The organism is Citrobacter sp. RHB36-C18 (genome assembly GCF_013814485.1).
GTDB classification, from domain to species: Bacteria; Pseudomonadota; Gammaproteobacteria; order Enterobacterales; family Enterobacteriaceae; genus Citrobacter; species Citrobacter braakii.
On sequence record NZ_CP057125.1, the window covers coordinates 1,791,289 to 1,815,563 of the forward strand.

Annotated in this window: 20 protein-coding genes; 18 read left to right on the plus strand and 2 right to left on the minus strand. The window is 52.4% G+C overall.

What is annotated here, in order from left to right:
- Positions 1–125 precede the first annotated feature (125 nt).
- Positions 126–995, plus strand: a complete 870-nt coding sequence (alkA, locus tag HVZ52_RS08370; RefSeq protein ID WP_142417512.1) for a DNA-3-methyladenine glycosylase 2 — start codon at positions 126–128, stop codon at positions 993–995.
- Here alkA and HVZ52_RS08375 read toward each other — a convergent pair.
- Entirely contained in the window at positions 963–4,292 is a 3,330-nt protein-coding gene (locus HVZ52_RS08375; protein ID WP_181599112.1) for a diguanylate cyclase, read from the minus strand. The two genes, alkA and HVZ52_RS08375, sit on opposite strands and share 33 nt — an antisense overlap.
- 315 nt (positions 4,293–4,607) lie before the next feature.
- Here HVZ52_RS08375 and udk point away from each other — a divergent pair, with 315 nt between their 5' ends.
- The 3 genes from udk to asmA all read left to right on the plus strand — a co-directional run bounded on the left by udk (position 4,608) and on the right by asmA (position 7,798).
- On the plus strand, positions 4,608–5,249 hold the full coding sequence (gene udk / locus HVZ52_RS08380) for a uridine kinase (protein WP_003036776.1): 642 nt from the start codon (positions 4,608–4,610) through the stop codon (positions 5,247–5,249).
- 91 nt (positions 5,250–5,340) lie between these two features.
- Positions 5,341–5,922 (plus strand): dCTP deaminase, encoded by a 582-nt coding sequence (gene dcd / locus HVZ52_RS08385; RefSeq protein ID WP_016153598.1) that lies wholly within the window; start codon positions 5,341–5,343, stop codon positions 5,920–5,922.
- A 25-nt stretch (positions 5,923–5,947) separates the two neighbouring features.
- Positions 5,948–7,798 (plus strand): outer membrane assembly protein AsmA, encoded by a 1,851-nt coding sequence (asmA, locus tag HVZ52_RS08390; RefSeq protein ID WP_181599113.1) that lies wholly within the window; start codon positions 5,948–5,950, stop codon positions 7,796–7,798.
- A gap of 44 nt (positions 7,799–7,842) precedes the next feature.
- Here asmA and HVZ52_RS08395 read toward each other — a convergent pair whose 3' ends face one another.
- On the minus strand, positions 7,843–9,426 hold the full coding sequence (locus HVZ52_RS08395) for a TerC family protein (RefSeq protein ID WP_019077138.1): 1,584 nt from the start codon (positions 9,424–9,426) through the stop codon (positions 7,843–7,845).
- A 655-nt stretch (positions 9,427–10,081) separates the two neighbouring features.
- Here HVZ52_RS08395 and HVZ52_RS08400 point away from each other — a divergent pair.
- The 14 genes from HVZ52_RS08400 to cpsB all read left to right on the plus strand — a co-directional run bounded on the left by HVZ52_RS08400 (position 10,082) and on the right by cpsB (position 24,266).
- Positions 10,082–11,221 carry a polysaccharide export protein gene (locus HVZ52_RS08400; protein ID WP_046275963.1) on the plus strand — a complete coding sequence of 380 codons (1,140 nt, stop codon included), beginning with the start codon at positions 10,082–10,084 and terminating at the stop codon, positions 11,219–11,221.
- 5 nt (positions 11,222–11,226) lie between these two features.
- Complete coding sequence (gene wzb / locus HVZ52_RS08405) at positions 11,227–11,676, plus strand: low molecular weight protein-tyrosine-phosphatase Wzb (protein ID WP_016156925.1); 450 nt, start codon at positions 11,227–11,229, stop codon at positions 11,674–11,676.
- Complete coding sequence (gene wzc, locus HVZ52_RS08410; RefSeq protein WP_181599114.1) at positions 11,673–13,835, plus strand: tyrosine-protein kinase Wzc; 2,163 nt, start codon at positions 11,673–11,675, stop codon at positions 13,833–13,835. The genes wzb and wzc overlap by 4 nt, the downstream gene beginning before the upstream one ends.
- Before the next feature lie 120 nt (positions 13,836–13,955).
- The gene (wcaA, locus tag HVZ52_RS08415) at positions 13,956–14,798 is read left to right on the plus strand and encodes a colanic acid biosynthesis glycosyltransferase WcaA (protein WP_181599115.1); all 843 of its coding nucleotides are present in this window, start codon (positions 13,956–13,958) and stop codon (positions 14,796–14,798) included.
- A 2-nt stretch (positions 14,799–14,800) separates the two neighbouring features.
- On the plus strand, positions 14,801–15,289 hold the full coding sequence (gene wcaB, locus HVZ52_RS08420) for a colanic acid biosynthesis acetyltransferase WcaB (RefSeq protein WP_181599116.1): 489 nt from the start codon (positions 14,801–14,803) through the stop codon (positions 15,287–15,289).
- Positions 15,286–16,503, plus strand: a complete 1,218-nt coding sequence (wcaC, locus tag HVZ52_RS08425) for a colanic acid biosynthesis glycosyltransferase WcaC (protein ID WP_181599117.1) — start codon at positions 15,286–15,288, stop codon at positions 16,501–16,503. Before wcaB ends, wcaC begins: the two co-directional genes overlap by 4 nt.
- Positions 16,478–17,695 (plus strand): colanic acid polymerase WcaD, encoded by a 1,218-nt coding sequence (wcaD, locus tag HVZ52_RS08430; RefSeq protein ID WP_016153589.1) that lies wholly within the window; start codon positions 16,478–16,480, stop codon positions 17,693–17,695. Before wcaC ends, wcaD begins: the two co-directional genes overlap by 26 nt.
- Positions 17,696–17,700: 5 nt before the next feature.
- Positions 17,701–18,447 carry a colanic acid biosynthesis glycosyltransferase WcaE gene (gene wcaE, locus HVZ52_RS08435; RefSeq protein WP_019077134.1) on the plus strand — a complete coding sequence of 249 codons (747 nt, stop codon included), beginning with the start codon at positions 17,701–17,703 and terminating at the stop codon, positions 18,445–18,447.
- 9 nt (positions 18,448–18,456) lie between these two features.
- Positions 18,457–19,011, plus strand: a complete 555-nt coding sequence (gene wcaF, locus HVZ52_RS08440; RefSeq protein WP_181599118.1) for a colanic acid biosynthesis acetyltransferase WcaF — start codon at positions 18,457–18,459, stop codon at positions 19,009–19,011.
- 24 nt (positions 19,012–19,035) lie between these two features.
- The gene (gene gmd / locus HVZ52_RS08445; protein WP_181599119.1) at positions 19,036–20,157 is read left to right on the plus strand and encodes a GDP-mannose 4,6-dehydratase; all 1,122 of its coding nucleotides are present in this window, start codon (positions 19,036–19,038) and stop codon (positions 20,155–20,157) included.
- Between the two features lie 2 nt (positions 20,158–20,159).
- Positions 20,160–21,125 (plus strand): GDP-L-fucose synthase, encoded by a 966-nt coding sequence (locus tag HVZ52_RS08450; protein WP_047499637.1) that lies wholly within the window; start codon positions 20,160–20,162, stop codon positions 21,123–21,125.
- A 2-nt stretch (positions 21,126–21,127) separates the two neighbouring features.
- Complete coding sequence (locus tag HVZ52_RS08455; protein WP_153690222.1) at positions 21,128–21,607, plus strand: GDP-mannose mannosyl hydrolase; 480 nt, start codon at positions 21,128–21,130, stop codon at positions 21,605–21,607.
- Complete coding sequence (wcaI, locus tag HVZ52_RS08460; protein ID WP_181599120.1) at positions 21,604–22,830, plus strand: colanic acid biosynthesis fucosyltransferase WcaI; 1,227 nt, start codon at positions 21,604–21,606, stop codon at positions 22,828–22,830. The genes HVZ52_RS08455 and wcaI overlap by 4 nt, the downstream gene beginning before the upstream one ends.
- Entirely contained in the window at positions 22,830–24,266 is a 1,437-nt protein-coding gene (cpsB, locus tag HVZ52_RS08465) for a mannose-1-phosphate guanyltransferase (RefSeq protein ID WP_181599279.1), read from the plus strand. Before wcaI ends, cpsB begins: the two co-directional genes overlap by 1 nt.
- Positions 24,267–24,275 lie beyond the last annotated feature (9 nt).

Sequence of the window (24,275 nt, forward strand, 5' to 3'; positions counted from 1 at the left end):
CCATGCCAGTGAAGAAGGGGCGTGACTTTAACGAAATGTTGACGCTCCGACAACTGGAATATGAAAGCAAGGCGCATCGATTGAATACCGTTTATGCTGTAGGTTTGCATAAAAAGGAAAACTGAATGTTCACGCTGAGCTGGCAACCGCCTTATGACTGGCCCTGGATGCTGGGATTTCTTGCCGCCCGTGCGGTTGACGGTGTCGAAACGGTGGAGGAACTGAGTTATACCAGAAGCCTGTCCGTAGGGGAGCATCGGGGTCTGGTGCGCGTCGTACCGGATTTGCACGCCAATGTGCTACACGTGACGTTAAGTTCGGGATTACAACCCGCCGCCCCCGAGTGCCTGGCGAAAATAACCCGCTTGTTTGATCTTACCTGTTGCCCGCAGCAAATAGTCAGCGCGCTGGGAAGCCTTGGTGCGGCGCGTCCGGGACTACGCTTGCCGGGATGTGTCGATGCTTTTGAGCAAGGGGTACGGGCGATTTTAGGGCAGTTAGTCAGCGTGGCTATGGCGGCAAAACTGACAGCGAAAGTCGCGCATGCTTATGGCGACACGCTGGAGGATGCGCCAGGGTATGTTTCTTTTCCCACGCCTGAAGCGCTTGCTGACGCCGAACCGTTGCACCTGAAAGCGTTAGGGATGCCGCTCAAACGCGCTGAAGCGTTGATTCACCTGGCGCGTGCAACGCTTGAAGGAACGCTTGCGACAGAAGCGCCTGACGATATTGAGCAAGGTGTTAAGCAACTACAAACGTTTCCCGGAATAGGGCGCTGGACCGCCAACTATTTTGCGCTGCGTGGTTGGCAGGCGAAGGATGTTTTTTTGCCGGATGATTATCTGATTAAACAGCGTTTTCCCGGCATGACGCCAGCCCAGATCCGGCGGTATGCAGAGCGTTGGAAACCCTGGCGCTCCTATGCACTCTTGCATATCTGGTACACGGATGGCTGGCAACCGTCAGTTGATGGCGAAATTACTGGTATTCAGTAGCAGATCCAGCGGTTGGGCGTTGGCAATAATGTCGCCATAAATCATATCAATACCGATGCCGGAAAGCGCATCCATAATAAGCGGCAACTGCACCGGACCGGCGATGCTTTTAATGTCCAGACGCTGGGCATGGCCCTGGATAATGGACACCCACATCTCGTCAATCAGGTCTCCGTGAGCGCTGGCGCTTAGCTCGCTGTCAAGCAACAGGTAATCGACAATGTGGTATTTCAGATTGTCAAAAAGCTCTAAATCACGACCGACCTGACTTAACACAATTCGACAACCGAACTGACGTAGCCGATGCAGGGCGGATATCGCCTGCGTTGGATTCGTTTTGATGACGCTGGCCGGAACGGTCAGGTGCAGCAGCCGTGGCGGTAACGGGCTATGTTGCAATTGTTCCAGCAGCTCATCAACAAGTTCTGAATTGAGCAGCCCGGCGGCGGAAAGGGGGAGCGCAACACTAAGGCCCTTGCTGGCGACTGCCGGGGCTGCATTCTGGAAGAATTCGCTGAATACCCGACGGTCGAGCGCTTGATTCAATGTGGGATCGACCAGCCCGGTACGGAATGTTTGCTCTTCAATCACTTCGCCTTCAGCGGTCCCTAAGCGTAGCGATATAAGCCAGAAGCTAAACGTCTCAGGTATACGTGGAGAAGCCACGCCTCTGGCGATCATCAGCATGGGGCTGTGCATAATGGTATGCTTTTGTTCGTCCAATGACAGTTGGCTACGCGCGGCATGCGCCTGGCTTTGCTGGGGTTCATAGACGCAGACACGCCCACGTCCGCTGTTTTTCGCCGCGTAGCAGGCGATATCCGCCTGAGACATGACGTCAGTCGCAATATGGTTTTTGTCATCAATCAGCGTAATTCCCGCACTGGCGCCAATGCGGTGCAAGCGGCCATCCCACATGAAGCGGTAATCGTTAATAGCACTGATGATGCGACCTGAGATGAAGCGGGCGCTTTCGATATTACAATCCGGCAGCAACAGACCAAACTCGTCGCCGCCAAGGCGCGCCAGCATATCGCTGGACCGCAGCATGCTTAGCATCAGTGAAGAGAGTTCGCGCAGCAGGGCATCGCCTGCAGCATGACCTGCGCTATCGTTCACCGCTTTAAAACGATCAAGATCGATAAAAACCAGCACATGACTCTGGTGTGCGTCGTGCACCGTATGCAGCAACTGTTTGAGATGGTTTTCAAAGCTGACCCGATTGGCCAACTGCGTCAGGTCGTCATGCGAAGCGCTGTAGCTAAGCTGGCGCAGCATCTTACGTGACTCGGTGACATCCTGAATGACCAGCACCGAGCCAATGCTGCCGCCATCAAGGGTGCTGAGGGGCGTGATGCTGTACTGAATGTCATAACTGTTGCCGTTGCGACAATGCAGGACGACTTCTTGTTCCATTGCCTTACGTGACATGTCGGCACTGTAGATATTTTCCATCAGCGGACCGTTATCGCCGAAAGTAATACGCAGTACAGTCAGGAGCGGAATGCCAATTGCGTTTTCCTGTTGCCAGCCGCTCATTTTCTCAGCGACCGGATTCATAAAGGTCACATTCATGTCGACATCAATACAAATCACCGCCTCGCCGATGGAGTCCAGCGTAATATGCAAACGCTCTTTTTCTTGGAACAGCGCTTCGTTGAGCTGCTTCACCTCGGTCATATCCATATTGATGCCAAGTAAGCGTTCAACTTCACCGTCTTTATTCAGTACCCGGTTGGCCAACGAGCGAATATGCCGTATGCCACCTTTTACCGCGATACGAAACTCAAGCTTAAACGGGGCTCGTGCGGCCAGCGAATCGCGAATCACATTTTCGGCGTGTTCGCGATCTTCAGGCACAACGCATTCATACCAGACTTGCCAACTGGGCTTGATATGTGCCGGGACTTCGTAGAGATCGAACATACGCTTATCCCAGCTGATCACATCAGGCTGCAGTTCCCATTCCCAAATGCCGATCCCCCCGGCTTCATTAGCGAGCGTAATGCGCTCCATCAGCCGTTTGTTCATCCACTCGGTGTGCTTCAGATCGTTAATGTCCTCAATCTGCGCAATAAAGTAGAGTGGGGTAGTGTCGCTATGGCGCACCAGCGAAACGGCCAGCAAGGCCCATACCACCTCGCCCGCGCGCGTGTAATAGCGCTTTTCCATGGAATAGCTGTTAATTTCCCCGCGTGCCAGCATGTTTAACTGTTCGAGGTCATTGTTCAAATCTTCCGGCCAGGTTAATTGCTGGAAGGTGAGCGAACGTAGCTCCTCCTGGCTATAGCCCAGAAACTGGCACAAGGCTTTATTGGCCTGTAGCCATTGCCCCTCGGTCCCGACCAGCGCCATGCCAATTGCGGAATATTCCATAGCATTGCGAAAGCGCGCTTCGCTTTCTGAGATGTGCTTGCGTTCTGCCCGAAACGCGTACATCACCATGGTCATCATATTGGCTGGCAACAGGATCATCAAAAACGGCAGCCACGGTATGCTGGTCATCATGTTCTGTTTGGGGGTGTAGAGCAGCGAAGGGTCAGCGGCCAACATCAGCGAAACCATCATCACGGTGCTGAGGAAAATTAAAAACGCCTCCATACGCGGCAGACGGACAGCGCTCCACATCAACAGGACAATAACGCAGGTAAACGGCCATGGAATGAACATCATCGACAGCCAACTGAACGTTAACGTCACCAGAAGCGTAATCAGAGTTTCAAGCAGTAATCGCGGATTGCGGTGGCGCAGCAGATAATGTGGCTTAAACAGTAAACCTAATGGTACCAGCGCCAGCGCGCCGATGGATTCTGAAAGCACCCAAATGAGGAAGGTATTTAACGACGTTTCTTGCGGTAATAATAACCAGAGTAATACGCCGCCCAGCAGCGGAGGGACCACTGCGCTGCCGAATGCCAGGCGCGCCCAGTCGTTGAGATTTTGTAAAGGATTGTACCAGGGCAGCAGTTTGCGCAATAACATTGCCCCCACGACAGCCTCAATAATGTTGATGGCCGTGTAGGTAAAGCTAAGCGACTCGCCGGGGAAGAAGAGCAAAGAACCCGCGATGTTACCCAATGAGCACGCCAGCGCGATCCCCGGCCACATTTTTCCCGCATGACGGTAAAAAGCCACCATCATGATTGAGGTCGGAAACCACAGCGGCGCCAGCTGCGCCCCGAAACGAGACAGTTCCAGCGAGAACAGCGTAAAGATGAAAGCCACCAGACCTAAACTGGCCAGGCGCAGTAGAGGATGAGGTAAGGTAACTAAAACATGTTGGGATTGTTTACTCATTACCACTCTACCCAAATAGCCGTTGTCGCCCAGTAGAGATGCCGGACGCATCACATTTAATCTGGGTTTATGCTAGTACAAATAATTTACAATTTATACGCCAGCTGCTCATAAATTAACACTCTCAAGCTATTAATTACTAAGGCTGGCGAATAAATGTAGCGCATGCTTTAAATATGACCGTTTTAATTTGCGACAGGGAAGGCATTGGTGCAGCCTGGGCTGGCGTCGCGCCGCTGAAATCCCTATAATTGCCGCGTTTGGCGTTTCGGCGCCGCCCTTCCTAACATCCAGGTTAATCAGGTCGCTAAATTTATGACTGATCAGTCCCATCAGTGCGTCATTATCGGCATTGCCGGCGCATCGGCTTCCGGCAAGAGTCTTATTGCCAGTACTCTTTATCGCGAATTGCGTGAACAAGTCGGTGACGAACATATTGGCGTTATTCCCGAAGACAGCTATTACAAAGATCAAAGCCATCTATCGATGGAAGAGCGTGTAAAAACCAACTACGACCATCCGAACGCGATGGATCACAGCCTGCTGTTCCAACATCTGCAAACGCTGAAACGCGGTAGTGCCATTGAGCTGCCGGTGTACAGCTACGTTGAGCACACGCGCACGCAAGACACTATTCATATCGAACCCAAGAAAGTCATCATCCTGGAAGGCATTTTGCTGCTGACGGATGCGCGTTTGCGTGATGAGATGAACTTCTCTATTTTTGTTGATACCCCGCTGGATATTTGCCTGATGCGCCGTATCAAGCGCGATGTGAACGAACGCGGTCGTTCAATGGATTCAGTGATGGCGCAATACCAGAAAACCGTCCGTCCAATGTTCCTGCAATTTATTGAGCCTTCAAAACAATACGCCGACATCATTGTGCCGCGCGGGGGTAAAAACCGCATCGCCATCGATATTCTGAAGGCTAAAATCAGTCAGTTCTTTGAATAAGTTCAGCGAATTGTGTACCGTTCAGTGATAACCTGGTTCACCCTTAATGCACCTGGCATTAAGGGGTTGAAGCACGAAAGGAGAAAGTGCCATGCGTTTATGTGACCGAGATATTGAAGCCTGGTTGGATCAAGGTCGTCTGTCGATCAATCCACGCCCTCCTGTCGAGCGAATCAACGGCGCCACGGTAGATGTGCGCCTTGGCAACAAATTCCGTACGTTCCGCGGGCATACGGCGGCGTATATCGATCTGAGCGGACCGAAAGATGAAGTCAGCGCCGCGCTGGATCGCGTGATGAGTGATGAAATCGTCCTCAAAGACGGCGAGGCATTTTTCCTGCATCCGGGCGAACTGGCGCTGGCAGTGACGTTCGAATCCGTGACACTGCCTTCCGATCTTGTGGGTTGGTTAGATGGCCGTTCTTCGCTGGCGCGTCTGGGACTGATGGTACACGTCACCGCACACCGTATCGATCCGGGCTGGTCTGGCTGCATCGTACTGGAGTTTTACAACTCCGGAAAACTACCGCTGGCCCTGCGTCCTGGCATGCCGATTGGCGCATTAAGCTTCGAACCGCTTTCCGGTCCGGCGGCGCGACCTTACAACCGTCGTCAGGATGCAAAGTATCGCGATCAGCAGGGCGCCGTTGCCAGCCGGATCGATAAAGACTGAGTATTTTCAGTCCATTGGGGATAGCATGAGACGATTTCTGACGACGCTGATGATTCTACTGGTCGTGCTGGTGGCCGGTTTTTCTGCGTTAGTACTGTTGGTTAATCCGAATGATTTCCGCGCATATATGGTCAAGCAGGTTGCTGCGCGTAGCGGATATCAGCTGCAGTTGGATGGCCCGCTGCGTTGGCACGTATGGCCTCAACTGAGTATCCTCTCGGGGCGCATGGTTTTAACGGCTGAAGGCGCCAGCGAACCCCTGATTCGTGCCGACAATATGCGTCTTGACGTCGCGTTGTGGCCGCTGTTGAGTCACCAGCTCAGTGTGAAGCAGGTGATGCTCAAAGGCGCGGTGATTCAACTGACCCCGCAAACTGAAGCGGTGCGCGGCAAAGATGCGCCCGTTGCCCCAAAAGACAATACCTTGCCCGACCTGGCTGAAGACAGAGGATGGTCGTTTGATATTGCCCGCCTGCGTGTTGCCGATAGCGTTCTGGTATTCCAGCATGAAGACGATGAACAGGTCACGGTTCGCGATATTCGTCTGGACATGGAACAGGATAACCAGCACCGTGGCACGTTTGATTTCTCCGGGCGCGTTAACCGCGATCAGCGTGACCTCGCATTATCCTTCAACGGCAGCGTTGATGCCTCCGACTATCCGCATAACTTATCCGCGAATATTGAGCAGCTAAGCTGGCAACTGCAGGGGGCCGATCTACCGGCGCAGGGGATCAAAGGTCAGGGACAGTTTCAGGCGCAGTGGCTGGAAGAGAAAAAACAGCTCGCGTTTAGCCAGATTCATTTGACCGCTAACGACAGCTCTCTCGCCGGACAAGTTCATGTGACATTGTTGGAAAAACCAGAATGGGCCGTCGACCTGAAGTTTGGTCAGCTCAATCTGGACAATCTGCTCGTACAACGTGAGGCTGTGACGACGAACGGTGAAGTTCAGCAAGGTCAGAGTCAGTCAACGCTGGCGCGCCCCGTCATTGCTTCCCAGGTTGATGCCGTTTCGTATCAGGGACTGAAGGGATTTTCGGCAGACATCGCGTTGCAAGCTGACAAAGTGCTGTGGCGGAAAATGGCGTTTGACAATGTCTCGGCAAAAATTGACAACCAGTTCGGCTTATTGAACGTTACGCAGTTGCAGGGGAAAAGTGACGGCGGACTGGTGTCACTTCCTGGTATGCTGGATGCCAGAAAAGGACAGCCGCGAGCGGTCTTCCATCCGCGCCTGGAAGGCGTAGAAATTGGTACTATTCTGAAAGCCTTCGACTACCCCATCGCCCTCACCGGTAAGCTGTCACTGGCAGGGGATTTCTCTGGCTCAGATATTGATGCCCAGGCGTTTCGTCATAGCTGGCAAGGGCAGGCCCATGTCGAAATGAGCGATACGCGAATGGAAGGAATGAACTTCCAGCAGATGATACAACAGGCCGTCGAACGTAGCGGTGGGGATGTTAAAGCTCAGCAAAACCTGGATAACATGACCCGGTTGGATCATTTCGTAACCGATATGACGCTGGATAACGGCGAGGTTACGCTGGATAACATGGCGGGTGAGTCGGCGATGCTGGCGCTGACCGGCAAGGGAACGCTGGATCTGGTGAAGCTGAATTGCGACACGCTGTTTAACATTCGCGTGCTGGGCGGCTGGGATGGCGAAAGTAAGCTGATTAACTTCCTGAAGGCTACCCCGGTTCCTCTCAGAGTCTACGGTCAGTGGCAGGCGCTAAACTACAGTCTGCAGGTCGACCAGATTTTGCGTAAGCATTTGCAGGATGAAGCGAAACGTCGCCTTAACGACTGGGCCGATCGCAATAAAGACTCCCGCAACGGTAAAGATGTTAAAAAGTTGCTGGATAAACTCTGATTCATATTGCCGGATGGCGGTTGATGCCGCCTCCGGCTCGTGATTTACACCTCGTAATCCATCTCTTCTTCACTGTGCAGCGGTATCAGTTGGACTTTTTGCACGCGATGATTTTCCACCTGCAGGGTTTTTAGTCGATAGTCGCCAACCTGAACTTCCTCCCCGGTTTTCGGGATGCGCTGCAAATACTCCATTAACAGTCCGGCAATGGTGTGATATTCACGCTTATCATCTAACGGGATAGGCACGTACTGCACCAGATCTTCCAGCGGCATGTGTCCGTTAGCGGTCCATGAACCATCCGCGTTTTTCTGAATGTCATGACGGGCGTCAATCTCCTCTACCTCATTTGGCAGGTTACCGGCGATGGTTTCCATCACGTCACTGAGCGTTACAATCCCTTCAACTGACCCAAATTCATCGGCCACAAAAGCGAAGTGCGTCCGGGCGTTACGGAACTGCTCAAGCGCCGGAAGCAGCGGCAGAGTTTCCGGGAACACCAACGGCTGGCGAATCAAGACACGTAAGTCGAGCGGCTCGCCGCGAAGAGATTGCTGCAGCAGGTCGATGACATGCACCACGCCCAGCAAGTCTTCCTGCTCATCTTCGCCGGTGACCACCAGACGCGTATGCTGGTTTTTTTCCAGCAAAGCGCGGATTTCTGTTTCCGGCGCATTGAGGTCTATGTGTTCAATATCATGGCGCGAGGTCATGATGCTGCTGACAGTACGCTGGTTAAGGTTCAGTACACGTTCAATCATCCGCCGTTCCTGAGGGGCAAAAATTTGGCCTTCATGATGGTCTGCCAGCATTGCCGCGGTTTCGGCATCCAGTTCGGCGTCTTCTTTTTGCCCGCTCAGCAGTCGCATTACCGCCTCGGCGGTGCGCTGGCGCAGGGTATGGTTGGCTGACAGGAAGCGACGGCGGTTAAAGATAGCTAACTGGTTCAATGCTTCTATCATGACCGAGAAACCGATGGCGGCGTACAGGTAACCTTTCGGAATATGGAAACCAAACCCATCGGCGACCAGACTGAAACCAATCATCAGCAAGAAGCTCAGGCACAGAATGACGATAGTTGGATGGCTGTTGACAAAGCGCGTCAGCGACTTGCTGGCAAGCACCATCAGGCTGATGGCAATAATCACCGCAGCCATCATTACTGCCAGGTGATCGACCATCCCCACGGCGGTAATGACGGAATCCAGGGAGAAGATGGCGTCCAGCACGACTATTTGCGCGACGACGCCCCAGAACTTAGCGCCTTTACGCTGGGTCGGGTTCTCGCTGTCTTTGCCTTCCAGCCGTTCGTTTAGCTCCATGGTGGCTTTAAACAGCAGGAAGAAACCGCCGAACAGCATGATCAGATCGCGCGCGCTGAAGCTCAGGCCGCGAATGCTGAACAGCGGCGTGGTCAGCGTTACCAGCCATGATATTGATGCCAACAGCAGCAAGCGCATGACCATCGCCAGCAGTAGCCCGGTAATACGCGCCTTATCCCGCTGGGCTGGAGGCAGTTTCTCCGCGAGGATGGCAATAAAAACAAGATTATCAATGCCAAGAACAAGTTCGATCACGATTAGCGTGACGAGTCCGGCCCAGATTGACGGATCGGCAATCCATTCCATAGTAAATGCTATACCCATAGTTGTATGACAATTGTCACAATTCGATCATGGGTAAAACTGGCGAAAAATGCAATGGCGAGGAGGGATTTCTCTGTAGCCTATTACAACCCGGTACGAGATATTAGCCTTAATGTAACTACAGGAAATAATATTATTAATCCAAAGCTATTTAAGAAATATCGCAGGTGGAATATTTCTATATTGACTTTGTCAATATCAATAAAATCCTAAAAATATACAAATTCAATGCTTAATATTAATCTTAAAAGCAAGTTGTCGGTAACTTGTTACCTTGCCTGATATTCGCTTAGCTGCAACAATTCCTCCGGTAATAATCAAAAGATAAATATTTCCTTATCAACCAGCGGCGCTATTCCTGATGCGTTCCCGCTGTGAATGTGATGAAAATAAAGGGGAAGATAAAAATTTAAATTAATCAGTGCATTGGTAGCTAATGAAGCCAGGGGCGGTAGCGTGTCTGGTCGCCTGAGACGAGCCTAAATTATTCTGTCAAGAGACCGCAGATGAATTCATTTTTTTTTAGGACAGATGCCAGTTAAATTCCTTTTCAATTAACGGCAAGGTAAATGCGTACAGGCGAAGTCGCTATTTAGATCGCACGTGATAATTACTCTGCCAAAGTGATAAATAATCAATGATGAAATCCAAACTTAAATTGATGCCTGTATTGGTATCGGTAATCTTGATAAACGGTTGTACCGTGCTTCCGGGCAGCAATATGTCTACGATGGGCAAAGATGTGATTAAACAGCAGGATGCTGATTTTGATATCGATCGCATGGTGAATGTTTATCCACTCACCCCACGGCTGGTCGAACAATTACGTCCCCGACCAAATGTTGCGCAGCCTAATATGTCTCTCGACCAAGAGATTTCCGGGTATCAGTACCGGGTCGGCCCGGGCGATGTCCTGAATGTCACCGTCTGGGATCATCCTGAACTCACCACGCCGGCCGGGCAGTATCGTAGCTCAAGTGATGCCGGCAACTGGGTGCAGCCTGATGGCACCATGTTTTACCCCTACATCGGCAAAGTTAGCGTGTCAGGGAAAACGTTGGCCGAAATTCGTAGTGATATTACCGGGCGCTTAGCGAAGTACATTGCTGACCCGCAGGTGGACGTTAATATCGCCGCTTTCCGTTCGCAGAAGGCCTATGTCTCCGGGCAGGTGAACAAATCCGGCCAGCAGGCCATCACCAACGTGCCGCTTACCGTTCTCGATGCCATTAACGCCGCAGGCGGTCTCACCGAGGCGGCAGACTGGCGCAACGTTGTACTGACTCATAAAGGTCAGGAGCAACGTATTTCACTGCAAGCGCTAATGCAAAATGGCGACCTGAGCCAGAACCGTCTGCTCTATCCTGGCGACATCCTGTTTGTTCCGCGTAATGACGATTTGAAAGTCTTCGTAATGGGGGAAGTGAAAAAACAGAGCACCCTCAAAATGGACTTCAGCGGCATGACGCTCACCGAAGCACTCGGCAACGCGGAAGGTATCGACCTGACCACCTCCAACGCCAGCGGCATTTTCGTTATTCGTCCATTGAAAGGCGAGGGCGGGAACAATGGCAAGATTGCCAATATCTATCAGCTTGATATGTCCGATGCGACATCGCTGGTGATGGCGACGTCATTCCGACTCCAGCCATACGATGTGGTGTACGTCACTACCGCGCCGGTTGCTCGCTGGAACCGTTTGATCAATCAGTTGCTGCCGACTATTAGCGGTGTTCGCTATATGACGGACACGGCCAGCGACCTTCACAACTGGTAATCGTCATGTTTAACAAAATCTTAGTTGTCTGTGTGGGGAACATTTGCCGCTCTCCGACGGCAGAGCGCTTGTTAAGGCAATTTCACCCGGCGCTGACGGTCTCTTCTGCCGGTCTCGGGGCGTTGGTAGGCAAAGGCGCGGACCCGTGCGCCATCAGCGTGGCGCAGGCGCACAACCTGTCACTGGAGAATCATTGTGCCCGGCAGATCTCGGGACGAATGTGCCGGGAGTATGACCTGATCCTGACCATGGAAAAACGCCATATCTCTGCCCTGTGTGAAATGGTGCCGGAGATGCGCGGCAAAGTGATGCTGTTTGGTCACTGGGACAGCGAGCGCGAAATTCCCGATCCGTATCGTAAAAGCCGTGATGCGTTTGACGCGGTGTACGCATTACTTGAACGGTCTGCACGCCAATGGGCTCAGGCATTGAACGCAGAGCAGGGAAAACAATGACAGAAAAAGTAAAACAGTCTGCTGCGCCGGTAACGGGCAATGATGAAATCGATATTGGTCGTCTGGTGGCAACGGTGGTGGAAGCCCGCTGGTGGGTGCTTGGTATTACTGCGGCATTTGCATTATGCGCAGCGGTCTACACGCTGTTTGCCACTCCGATCTACAGTGCGGACGCGCTGGTGCAAATTGAGCAAAATACCGGAAATTCACTGGTGCAGGATATTGGCTCGGCGTTGTCGAACAAACCTCCGGCCTCTGAAGCGGAAATTCAGCTCATCCAGTCACGGCTGGTATTGGGGAAAACGGTAGACGATCTCAATCTGGATATCGCGGTTACCAAAGATACATTCCCCATTTTTGGCGCGGGTTGGGATCGGTTGATGGGTCGCCAGAACGAAACGGTTAACGTGACGATTTTCACGCTACCAAAGGCAATGAATGAACAGACCTTCACGCTAAGCGTGCTGAATGACAAAAGTTATCAGTTGGTGAGTGACGGAGGTTTTAGCGCCCAGGGGCAGGTTGGGCAGGTGCTGAAACATGACGGCGTGACGATGCTGGTTGAGGCGATCCATGCCAGCCCTGAGAGCCAATTTACCGTCAGCAAATTTTCCACGCTGGGCATGATCAACACCTTGCAAAATAATCTGATGGTGACGGAAACCGGCAAAGACACTGGCGTACTGAGCCTGACCTTTACCGGCGAAGACCGCGAGCAAATCCGCCAGATCCTTGACAGTATTACCCGCAACTATCTGCAACAAAACGTGGAGCGTAAATCTGAAGAGGCCGCCAAAAGTCTGGCGTTTCTGGCAAAGCAGTTGCCCGAGGTGCGTAACCGACTGGACGTTGCCGAAAACAAGCTGAATGCCTTTCGTCAGGACAAAGACTCCGTGGATTTGCCGCTGGAAGCCAAAGCGGTGCTGGATTCCATGGTGAATATTGATGCGCAGCTTAATGAGCTGACCTTCAAAGAAGCGGAGATTTCCAAGCTGTTCACCAAAGCGCACCCTGCGTACCGCACCTTGCTGGAAAAACGCCAGGCGCTGGAAGATGAGAAAAGCAAGCTGAACGGGCGCGTAACGGCGATGCCGAAAACGCAGCAGGAAATTGTCCGTCTGACGCGTGACGTGGAGTCCGGCCAGCAGGTCTATATGCAGCTGCTGAACAAGCAACAGGAGCTGAAGATTACCGAGGCCAGTACGGTCGGAGATGTGCGCATCGTCGATCCCGCGATTGCCCAGCCTGGCGTGCTGAAGCCGAAAACGACGCTGATTATTCTCGGTAGCATCATTCTTGGTTTGATGCTTTCAGTGGTGGGCGTACTGCTGCGTTCCCTGTTTAATCGCGGCATTGAAAGCCCACAGGCGCTGGAAGAGCATGGTATCAGCGTGTATGCCAGCATTCCGCTATCAGAATGGCAAAAAGCACGCGATAACGTGCAGACCATTAAAGGCGTGAAACGCTACAAACAAAGCCAGTTGCTGGCAGTGGGGAATCCGACGGATCTTGCGATAGAAGCGGTCCGCAGCCTGCGTACCAGCCTGCACTTTGCCATGATGCAGGCGCGCAACAACGTCTTGATGCTGACCGGCGTCAGCCCGTCGATTGGTAAAACGTTTGTCTGCGCCAACCTGGCGGCGGTCGTTAGTCAGACCAACAAACGCGTGCTGTTGATCGACTGCGACATGCGCAAAGGCTATACCCACGAGCTGCTGGGGACCAATAACGTTAACGGTCTGTCTGAGATCCTCATCGGCAAGGGGGATATCTCATCCAGCGCGAAACCGACATCGATTCCACATTTTGATCTGATCCCTCGCGGACAAATTCCCCCCAACCCCTCCGAGTTGCTGATGAGTGAACGCTTTGGCGAACTGATTGCATGGGCCAGCTCGCACTATGACCTGGTGCTGATCGATACCCCGCCAATACTGGCGGTGACCGACGCGGCTATCGTGGGTCGTCACGTTGGAACCACGCTGATGGTGGCGCGTTACGCGGTCAACACGCTGAAAGAGGTGGAAACCAGCCTGAGTCGCTTCGAGCAAAACGGCATTAAGGTGAAAGGGGTGATCCTGAACTCGATCTTCCGCCGCGCCAGCGGGTATCAGGATTACGGTTACTACGAATACGAGTACACCTCGGATACGAAATAGGTTACGAACATTGCCGGATAGCGGCCCACAAAAACATATTTATACCCTAAATAATTCGAGTTGCAGGAAAGCCAACGCAGATGCAACTCGAAGTATGACGGGGATATCTGGGAAACGAAAATGACGACAGACAACCCGCTAATTTCAATTTATATGCCCACCTGGAACCGTCAGCAACTGGCCATCCGGGCGATTAAATCGGTACTGCGCCAGGACTATCCTCACTGGGAGATGATCATTGTGGATGATTGCTCTTCCTCGTATGAGCAACTGCAGAAATTTGTTGAAGAGCTCAACGATCCGCGTGTGTCGTATACGCGTAATCCCACTAACTCCGGAGCCTGTGCGGTGCGTAATCAGGCCATCATGCAGGCCAGTGGGCAATATATTACGGGTATTGATGATGATGATGAATGGACGCCGAACCGCCTGAGCGTATTTCTCAATTATCGCCATCATCTGGTGACGCGGGCGTTTCTGTATGCCAATGACTATGTCTGTGAAGGCGAAGTATATTCGCAGCCGACCAGTTTGCCGCTCTATCCGAAGGCCGTTTATTCGCGCCGTAAATTTTATAAGCGCAATATTATTGGTAATCAGGTGTTTACCTGGGCCTGGCGGTTTAAAGCATGCCTGTTCGATACCACGCTGAAAGCGGCGCAAGATTATGACATTTTCCTGCGCATGGTGGTGGCGTATGGCAAACCGTGGAAGGTAAAAGAGGCAACGCAGATCCTGCATGTGAATCACGGTGAAATGCGTATTACCTCATCCCCGCATAAATTCTCCGGCTACTTTCAGTTCTACCGTAAGCACAAAGGCAAATTTGACCGGGCCAGCAAGAAATATCAGCTGTTTACCCTCTACCAGATCCGCAATAAACGGATGAACTGGCGCACGTTGCTGACGCTGCTTTCTGTTCGCAATAGTAAGCGCCTGGCCGACGGACTGCGAGGACGCTAAGTATGCTGGAAGATTTACGCGCGAACGGCTGGAGTCTGCGACCCTGCTGCATGGTGGTGGCCTATCGGATTGCCCATTTTTGCTCCGTCTGGCGTAAAAAAAATGTCTTGAACAACCTGTGGGCTGCGCCGGTGCTGGTGATGTATCGCCTTATCACTGAATGCGTGTTTGGCTATGAAATCCAGGCAGCTGCATCTATTGGTCGTCGTTTCACCATCCATCATGGCTATGGGGTGGTGATCAATAAACACGTGGTGGCGGGGGATGATTTCACCCTGCGCCACGGCGTCACCATCGGCAATCTTGGCGGCAACGATCTGTCCTGTCCGGTCATCGGTAACGGCGTTGAGCTGGGGGCCAATGTCACTCTGCTTGGCGGCGTTGCCATTGGCGATAACGTGACGATTGGCGCCGGGAGCGTCGTAGTGGATAGCATCCCGGACAATACGCTGGTCGTGGGCGAGAAGGCGCGGGTGAAGATAATAAAATGAAAATATTACAGTTTAATGTGCGGCTCGCAGAAGGCGGGGCGGCAGGCGTGGCGTTAGATTTGCATCTGAGGGCGCTGGAAAAAGGGCTGTCATCGCGTTTTGTCTACGGCTATGGCAAAGGCGGTAAGAAAAGCGTCAGCCATGCGAATTACCCGCAGGTTATCAAACATACGCCGCGTCTGACGTCGGCGGCGAACATTGCGCTGTTTCGTTTCGCGAACCGCGACATGTTTGGCAATCTCGACAAGTTGTACCGTACGGTAACCCGCACTTCCGGCCCGCTGGTACTGCATTTTCATGTGTTGCACAGCTACTGGTTGAATCTGGAAGAGGTGGTCACCTTTTGCCAAAAAGTGAAGGCGCATAAACCGGATATCACCTTCGTCTGGACGCTGCACGATCACTGGAGCGTGACCGGGCGCTGTGCCTTTACCGATGGCTGCGAAAGCTGGAAAACGGGCTGTCAGAAATGTCCAACGCTCAGTAACTATCCGCCGGTAAAAATCGATAAAGCCCATCAACAGTTGCCTGGTAAACGGCAGATGTTTCGCGCCATGCTGGCACTGGGCTGCCAGTTCATCTCGCCCAGTCAGCATGTGGCCGACGCATTCAACAGTCTGTATGGCGTCGGTCGTTGCCGCATTATTAACAACGGCATCGATGTGGCAACGGAAGCCATTCTTGCCGAACTTCCCGCTAACCATGAAGAAAGCGGCAGACCGAAAATCGCCGTGGTGGCCCATGACCTGCGCTATGACGGAAAAACCAGTCAGCAACTGGTGCGAGCGATGATTGCGCTCGGAGACAAAATTGAGCTGCATACCTTCGGCAAATTTTCTCCGTTTGTCGGGGATAACGTCATCAATCACGGGTTTGAGAGCGATAAGCGCACGTTGATGAGCGCGCTTAACGAGATGGATGGGCTGGTGTTCAGCTCGCGCGTTGATAACTACCCGCTGATTCTGTGTGAAGCGCTTTCCATCGGCGTACCGGTTATTGCTACGCATAGCGATGCCGCGCAGGAAGTGCTGGCGAAATCGGGCGGCAAAACGTTCAGCGAAGCGGACGTTTTGCACCTGGTGCAACTGAAAAGATCAGACATTGCGCAGGCGGTATTTGACACGTCGCTTGCCGCGTTCAGCCAGCGCAGCCGGGTGGCATACAGTGGACAACAGATGCTGGAGGAGTATGTCTCGTTCTATCAGAATCTGTAGCTATCTGGTGCTACCGCTGCTTTATCTGCTGGTTAACGTCAAACTCGCCCAGCTTGGCGAGAGCTTCCCGATAACTATCGTCACGTTCTTGCCCGTTCTGCTGTTGTTGTTTGTCGAGCGCATCAATATTAAAAAATTAATGATTGCGCTGGGCGTGGGGGGCGGACTGACGGCGTTTAACTATCTGTTCGGACAATCACTGGATGCCAGCAAGTACGTGACGTCCGCAATGCTGTTTGTCTATACCGTGGTGATTATCGGTATGGTGTGGAGTATTCGCTTCAAAACCATTTCGCCGCATAACTACATTAAGATCTTGCGTTTTTTCTGGCTGGTTGTGGGCCTGGTGGTGGGGTTAGCTGCGGTGGAAATGGCGCAGATAATTCTTAGTGGCGGCAGCAGTTTAATGGAAGTTATTTCGAAATATCTTATTTACAGTAATAGCTATGTTCTGAACTTTATTAAGTTTGGCGGGAAGCGCACCACTGCACTCTATTTCGAACCGGCATTCTTCGCTCTGGCGTTAATCTCAATTTGGCTCAGTATCAAACAGTTTGGTATCAAAACGCCTAAGTCCGATGCTATGATTCTGGCAGGGATAATATTATCAGGATCGTTTTCAGGGGTAATGACATTTATTTTGTTTTACCTCCTGGAGTGGGCGTTCCAGTATCTGAATAAAGATGCGATAAAAAAGAAGTTGCCGCTGGCGATAATCTCATTAAGCGTGTTTGTTGTTGGTGTGATATTTGCGTTTCCGTACATCGCGACACGGCTTGGAGATTTAGGAACTGAAGGCTCATCATCGTATTATCGTATCGTGGGACCATTAGTAATGGTCGGTTATTCGTTACTTAACGTTGATGGGGTAGTGAGATTCGGCTCACTTTATGAATATGTTGCGTCATTCGGAATTTTTAACGGTGCAGATGTTGGTAAAACGATAGACAATGGCTTGTATCTGCTGATTATTTATTTTTCATGGTTCGCGGTGATATTAGCCCTGTGGTACATGGGGAAAGTCATGAAGATGATGATCAATGCGTTTGGTGATAATCAGAATTATCGGGTGCAGCTTTATCTTTTTACGCCGCTGTCGCTGTTTTTTACAGGTTCAGTATTTAGTCCGGAATACGCATTTTTAATTGTATGTCCGTTTATTTTGCGCAAGGCGCTGAATATAGCGAGGTAGAACGCATGCTGCTCAGTATTATTACCGTCGCCTTTCGTAATCTGGAAGGGATCGTCAAAACTCACGCGTCGTTAGCTCATCTGGCGCAGGCGGGTGATATCAGTTTTGAGTGGATTGTTGTTGATGGCGGCTCCTCTGACGGTACCTCGGCCTTTCTTGAAGGGCTCAGTGGAGAGCACCGGTTACGGTTTGTCAGCGAGCCGGATAAGGGCATCTATGATGCAATGAACAAAGGTATCGCTATGGCGCGCGGGCGGTTTGCGCTGTTCCTCAACTCCGGGGATATTCTGCATGCAGATGCTGCTCATTTTATCCGCCAGCTAAAAACGCAGAGCGATAAAGCGATGGTCATTGGCGATGCGTTGCTGGATTTCGGTAATGGTAACAAAATTAAGCGACGGGCCAAGCCGGGTTGGTATATTTATCACAGCCTTCCCGCCAGCCATCAGGCCATCTTCTTTCCTCTCTCTGGACTGAATGTCTGGCGCTATGATTTGCAATATAAGATATCGTCTGATTACGCACTGGCAGCCAAATTATACAAGTCAGGTTACGCATTTAAAAAGCTGAGCGGGCTGGTGTCAGAGTTTTCCATGGGTGGGGTGTCAACGACGAATAATCTGGAATTGTGTCGGGATGCAAAAAAGGTACAGCGCCAGATATTACACATGCCAGGTTTTTGGACCGGATTGTCAGAATATTTACGTCTGCGCACAACCGGTAAAACAAAAACCTTATATGGAAAAGCGTAAGGGTACATTATGCAGGATTTAAGCGGCTTCAACGTGCCGGGAGGTTTTCGCGGCGGCGGTGCCATTAAAGTGCAATTATGGTGGGCAGTGCAAGCCACATTATTTCGCTGGTCCCCACAGGTAATGTATCGCTGGCGTGCGTTTTTATTGCGAATGTTTGGCGCAAAAATAGGAAAAAACGTAGTTATTCGACCTTCAGTAAAAATTACTTATCCGTGGAAATTAACCCTGGGAGATTATTCCTGGGTGGGTGATGACGCGGTTTTATATACGCTGGGTGATATTACGATTGGTGCGCACGCGGTTATTTCGCAAAAAAGTTATTTATGCACCGGGAGTCATGATTATGCCAGTCAACATTTTGATATTAACGCCACACCAATTGTAGTTGGTGATAAATGCTGGCTGGCGACAGATGTCTTTGTCGCGCCTGGCGTGACGATTGGCGATGGCACCATCGTCGGAGCACGCAGCAGTGTATTTAAATCGCTGCCAGCCAATGTCGTTTGTCGGGGAAATCCCGCAAGAGTCACACGCGAACGCGTCGAGAAAGTTACTCCCTGAGGGGATCATTTAAGAGGTAATAACATGTCAAAAGTCGCTCTCATCACTGGCGTAACCGGGCAGGATGGTTCTTACCTGGCAGAGTTCCTGCTGGAAAAAGGGTATGAAGTACACGGTATTAAGCGCCGCGCTTCATCATTCAACACCGAACGAGTGGACCACATCTATCAGGATCCGCATTCGGGCAATCCCAAATTCCATCTGCACTATGGCGATTTGACGGACTCCTCCAACCTGACCCGTATTTTACAGGAAGTGCAACCGGATGAGGTCTATAACCTCGGCGCCATGAGTCATGTCGCGGTGTCGTTTGATTCACCGGAATACACCGCGGATGTCGATGCTATCGGCACCTTGCGTTTGCTGGAAGCTATCCGCTTCCTCGGGCTGGAAAAGAAGACCCGTTTTTATCAGGCTTCCACCTCTGAACTGTACGGTCTGGTACAGGAAATCCCGCAGAAAGAGAGCACGCCGTTCTACCCGCGCTCGCCGTATGCCGTTGCTAAGCTGTACGCCTACTGGATAACCGTCAACTACCGCGAATCTTACGGTATGTATGCCTGTAACGGCATTCTGTTTAACCACGAATCTCCGCGCCGCGGCGAAACCTTTGTCACGCGCAAAATTACGCGTGCGATCGCCAATATCGCGCAGGGGCTGGAGTCTTGTCTGTACCTGGGCAATATGGATTCGCTGCGTGACTGGGGGCATGCCAAAGATTACGTCAGGATGCAGTGGATGATGCTGCAGCAGGACAAGCCGGAAGATTTCGTGATTGCCACCGGCGTGCAGTATTCCGTGCGCCAGTTTGTGGAAATGGCCGTCGCTCAGTTGGGGATTAAATTGCGCTTTGAAGGCGAGGGCGTGAATGAGAAAGGCATCGTGGTTTCCGTAACCGGACACGACGCGCCGGGTGTGAAGCCTGGGGATGTCATGATTGCCGTCGATCCGCGCTATTTCCGTCCGGCAGAGGTGGAAACGCTGCTGGGCGATCCGGCCAAAGCACATGAAAAACTGGGCTGGAAGCCGGAAATCACGTTGCGCCAGATGATCTCGGAAATGGTTGCCAACGATCTTGAAGCAGCGAAGAAGCATTCCCTGCTGAAGTCGCACGGTTACGAGGTCGCCATCGCGCTGGAGTACTGAGGATGAAGACACAACGTATTTTTGTGGCGGGCCATCGCGGGATGGTGGGGTCCGCCATCGTCAGACAATTGTCGCAGCGAGATAATGTCGAGCTGGTGTTGCGTACCCGCGACCAACTTAACCTGCTGGACGCCAGTGCGGTGCAGGCGTTCTTTGCCACTGAACGTATTGACCAGGTTTATCTGGCAGCGGCTAAAGTTGGCGGGATCGTGGCGAATAATACTTATCCTGCTGATTTTATTTATGAAAACATGATGATTGAGAGCAACATTATTCATGCTGCGCATTTACATAACGTGAATAAACTGCTGTTTCTCGGATCATCCTGTATTTATCCAAAGCAAGCCACCCAGCCAATAGCCGAAAGCGAACTGTTGCAGGGGCAGCTGGAACCGACCAATGAGCCGTATGCGATTGCCAAAATTGCCGGGATCAAGCTGTGCGAATCGTATAACCGCCAGTATGGCCGCGATTATCGCTCGGTGATGCCGACCAATCTGTATGGGCCGCATGACAACTTCCACCCGAGTAATTCGCATGTGATCCCGGCGCTGCTGCGCCGCTTTCATGACGCTCGCGAGCACAATACGCCGGATGTGGTGGTGTGGGGAAGCGGGACGCCAATGCGTGAATTTCTGCATGTTGACGATATGGCAGCGGCCAGTATCCACGTGATGGAGCTGGATCAGGAAGTCTTGCAGGAATATACCCAGCCGATGCTGTCGCATATCAACGTGGGCACCGGCGTGGACTGCACCATCCGCGAACTGGCGCAAACCATCGCGCAGGTCGTGGGTTACAAGGGGCGCGTTGTGTTCGACGCCAGCAAACCGGATGGAACGCCGCGCAAATTGCTCGATGTTACGCGTCTGCATCAGTTGGGCTGGTATCACGAGATATCACTGGAAGCGGGGCTTGCCAGTACCTGGCAGTGGTTCCTTGAAAACCAGCAGCGCTACCGGGGGTAAGCATGTTTTTACGTCATGAGGATTTTGCCACCGTAGTACGTTCAACTCCGCTGATTTCCATCGATTTGATCGTGGAAAACACCCACGGTGAATTTCTGCTCGGTAAGCGTCTCAATCGTCCGGCGCAGGGTTACTGGTTTGTGCCCGGCGGTCGGGTGCAAAAAGATGAACCGCTGCACGTGGCCTTTGAGCGGCTTACCGAAACGGAGCTGGGGTTACGTTTACCGCTGTCCGCTGCGGAGTTTTACGGTGTCTGGCAGCACTTCTATGACGACAACTTTTCTGGGGATGATTTCTCAACGCATTACATCGTGCTGGGATTTCGTCTGCGGGTGTCGGAAAACGACTTGCAACTGCCCAATGTCCAACATGATGCGTACCGATGGATGGCGGCTACACAGATTCTGGTCAGTGACCACGTGCACGACAACAGTCGGGCTTACTTCTGTAAAACAAGTCAGGCCGGAGTACCCGGGCTATGAAGATCCTCGTGTATGGCATCAACTATTCGCCGGAGTTGACCGGTATCGGCAAATACACCGGTGAAATGGTGGAATGGATGGCGCAGCAGGGGCATGACGTTCGGGTGATCACCGCGCCGCCTTATTATCCCCAGTGGAAGGTAAACGGCAGTTATTCATCCTGGCGCTACCGTCGCGAAGAGGGCGACGCCCTCGTCTGGCGTTGTCCGCTGTATGTGCCTGAGCAACCCTCAACGCTCAAGCGCCTGCTGCATTTGGGCAGTTTCGCCCTGAGTAGTTTTTTCCCGCTACTGGCGCAACGTCGCTGGAAGCCGGATCGCATTATCGGCGTGGTGCCGACGCTGTTTTGCACGCCGGGCATGCGCCTGCTGGCAAAGCTTTGTGGCGCACGTACGCTATTGCACGTTCAGGATTACGAAGTCGATGCCATGTTGGGGCTAGGAATGGCGGGCAAAGGCACGCGCGGTATGGTGGCAAAACTGGCCAGCGCCTTTGAGCGCAGTGGGCTGTTGAATATGGACCATATTTCGACGATTTCCCGTTCCATGATGCACAAAGCCATGGAAAAAGGCGTTGCGCCGCACAAGGTTATTTTCTTTCCGAACTGGTCAGAAGTGACGCGCTTTCGTGATGTGAGCGACGCCGATGCCCAGGCGTTGTCCCGGCAACTGGGATTGCCTGCCGATCAAAAGATCGTTCTTTACTCAGGCAATATCGGTGAAAAGCAGGGGCTGGAGAGCGTGATAGACGCAGCGCTCGAGTTGAGCGAACACCCTTGGCTGTTTGTGATTGTCGGGCAGGGCGGTGGTAAAGCGCGGCTGGAGAGTATGGTCAGCGAACGCGGCCTGAACAACGTGATGTTCTTTCCGCTGCAATCATATGACGCGCTGCCAGCGTTGCTCAAGATTGCGGATTGTCATCTGGTCGTGCAAAAGCGTGGTGCGGCTGATGCCGTACTGCCCTCCAAATTGACCAATATCCTCGCTGTTGGTGGTAACGCAGTTATTACTGCCGAACCTGAAACCGAGCTGGGTCAGCTTTGTGACGCTCACCCTGGCATTGCGGTGTGCGTGGAGCCGGAGTCGGTAAACGCGCTGGTTTGCGGTATTAAACGGGCATTGATGATGCCAAAAGTAAACACGGTGGCACGTGATTATGCCGAACGCACGCTGGATAAAGAAAACGTGCTGAGTCAATTTCTTGCAGATATACGGGGTACATGATGAGTCAAAGCAAACTCTTTCCGGTGGTGATGGCCGGTGGCTCGGGTAGCCGTTTATGGCCACTGTCCCGCGTGCTGTACCCAAAGCAGTTCCTGTGCCTGAAAGGCGATCTCACCATGCTGCAGACGACGATTTGCCGTCTGAACGGCGTGGAGTGCGAAAGCCCGGTGGTTATCTGTAATGAACAACACCGTTTTATCGTAGCGGAACAGCTACGACAGCTGCACAAGCTGACTGAGAACATTATTCTCGAACCTGCCGGGCGTAACACGGCACCAGCGATAGCGCTGGCCGCGCTGGCGGCAAAACGTCAAAGTCCGGGTGAGGATCCGCTGCTGCTGGTCTTGGCGGCCGATCACATGATTGCCGACGAAGAGGCATTCCGCGAGGCGGTTCGCAATGCGATGCCCTATGCCGGAGCGGGTAAGCTGGTGACGTTCGGTATCGTGCCGGACCAGGCGGAAACCGGCTATGGCTATATCCGCCGGGGGGAAGTCTCGCCGACGAATACCGACGCCGTGGCTTTTGAGGTGGCACAGTTTGTTGAAAAGCCCAATCTGGAAACCGCGCAGGCTTACGTGACGAGCGGCGACTACTACTGGAACAGCGGCATGTTCTTGTTCCGGGCCGGACGTTACCTGGAAGAACTGAAAAAGTATCGTCCCGACATTCTTGAAGCCTGTGAGAACGCCATGAGCACGGTCGACCCCGATCTCGATTTTATCCGCGTTGATGAACAGGCGTTTCTCGCCTGCCCGGAAGAGTCTGTGGACTATGCGGTAATGGAACGTACAGCCGATGCGGTGGTGATGCCAATGAACGCAGGCTGGAGCGATGTTGGCTCCTGGTCATCGCTGTGGGAAATCAGTGCCCATACCGCTGAAGGCAATGTGCATCACGGCGATGTCATAAGCCACAAAACGGAAAACAGTTACGTGTATGCCGAATCCGGCCTGGTGACGACCGTCGGGGTGAAAGATCTGGTGGTGGTGCAGACCAAAGACGCGGTGCTGATCGCCGATCGCAACGCGGTGCAGGACGTCAAAAAAGTGGTAGAGCAAATTAAGGCTGACGGGCGTCATGAGCATCATATTCACCGCGAAGTTTATCGTCCTTGGGGCAAGTACGACTCAATTGATGCCGGAGAGCGTTACCAGGTGAAGCGAATTACCGTCAAGCCTGGTGAGGGATTGTCTGTGCAGATGCATCATCACCGGGCTGAACACTGGGTTGTGGTTGCCGGTACCGCGAAGGTGACAATCAATGATGACACCAAACTGCTTGCTGAAAACGAGTCTGTCTATATTCCGCTGGGGGCGACCCATTGTCTGGAGAACCCCGGGAAAATCCCGCTCGATCTGATTGAAGTGCGCTCCGGATCTTACCTCGATGAGGATGATGTGGTGCGGTTTGCGGATCGCTACGGGCGCGCGTAACACAACATC

Bases quoted from the DNA above. Each gene is read 5' to 3' on its own strand.
- alkA (WP_142417512.1), top strand. From the start codon at position 126: ATGTTCACGCTGAGCTGGCAACCGCCTTATGACTGGCCCTGGATGCTG.
- HVZ52_RS08375 (WP_181599112.1), bottom strand. From the start codon at position 4,292: ATGAGTAAACAATCCCAACATGTTTTAGTTACCTTACCTCATCCTCTA.
- udk (WP_003036776.1), top strand. From the start codon at position 4,608: ATGACTGATCAGTCCCATCAGTGCGTCATTATCGGCATTGCCGGCGCA.
- dcd (WP_016153598.1), top strand. From the start codon at position 5,341: ATGCGTTTATGTGACCGAGATATTGAAGCCTGGTTGGATCAAGGTCGT.
- asmA (WP_181599113.1), top strand. From the start codon at position 5,948: ATGAGACGATTTCTGACGACGCTGATGATTCTACTGGTCGTGCTGGTG.
- HVZ52_RS08395 (WP_019077138.1), bottom strand. From the start codon at position 9,426: ATGGAATGGATTGCCGATCCGTCAATCTGGGCCGGACTCGTCACGCTA.
- HVZ52_RS08400 (WP_046275963.1), top strand. From the start codon at position 10,082: ATGATGAAATCCAAACTTAAATTGATGCCTGTATTGGTATCGGTAATC.
- wzb (WP_016156925.1), top strand. From the start codon at position 11,227: ATGTTTAACAAAATCTTAGTTGTCTGTGTGGGGAACATTTGCCGCTCT.
- wzc (WP_181599114.1), top strand. From the start codon at position 11,673: ATGACAGAAAAAGTAAAACAGTCTGCTGCGCCGGTAACGGGCAATGAT.
- wcaA (WP_181599115.1), top strand. From the start codon at position 13,956: ATGACGACAGACAACCCGCTAATTTCAATTTATATGCCCACCTGGAAC.
- wcaB (WP_181599116.1), top strand. From the start codon at position 14,801: ATGCTGGAAGATTTACGCGCGAACGGCTGGAGTCTGCGACCCTGCTGC.
- wcaC (WP_181599117.1), top strand. From the start codon at position 15,286: ATGAAAATATTACAGTTTAATGTGCGGCTCGCAGAAGGCGGGGCGGCA.
- wcaD (WP_016153589.1), top strand. From the start codon at position 16,478: ATGTCTCGTTCTATCAGAATCTGTAGCTATCTGGTGCTACCGCTGCTT.
- wcaE (WP_019077134.1), top strand. From the start codon at position 17,701: ATGCTGCTCAGTATTATTACCGTCGCCTTTCGTAATCTGGAAGGGATC.
- wcaF (WP_181599118.1), top strand. From the start codon at position 18,457: ATGCAGGATTTAAGCGGCTTCAACGTGCCGGGAGGTTTTCGCGGCGGC.
- gmd (WP_181599119.1), top strand. From the start codon at position 19,036: ATGTCAAAAGTCGCTCTCATCACTGGCGTAACCGGGCAGGATGGTTCT.
- HVZ52_RS08450 (WP_047499637.1), top strand. From the start codon at position 20,160: ATGAAGACACAACGTATTTTTGTGGCGGGCCATCGCGGGATGGTGGGG.
- HVZ52_RS08455 (WP_153690222.1), top strand. From the start codon at position 21,128: ATGTTTTTACGTCATGAGGATTTTGCCACCGTAGTACGTTCAACTCCG.
- wcaI (WP_181599120.1), top strand. From the start codon at position 21,604: ATGAAGATCCTCGTGTATGGCATCAACTATTCGCCGGAGTTGACCGGT.
- cpsB (WP_181599279.1), top strand. From the start codon at position 22,830: ATGAGTCAAAGCAAACTCTTTCCGGTGGTGATGGCCGGTGGCTCGGGT.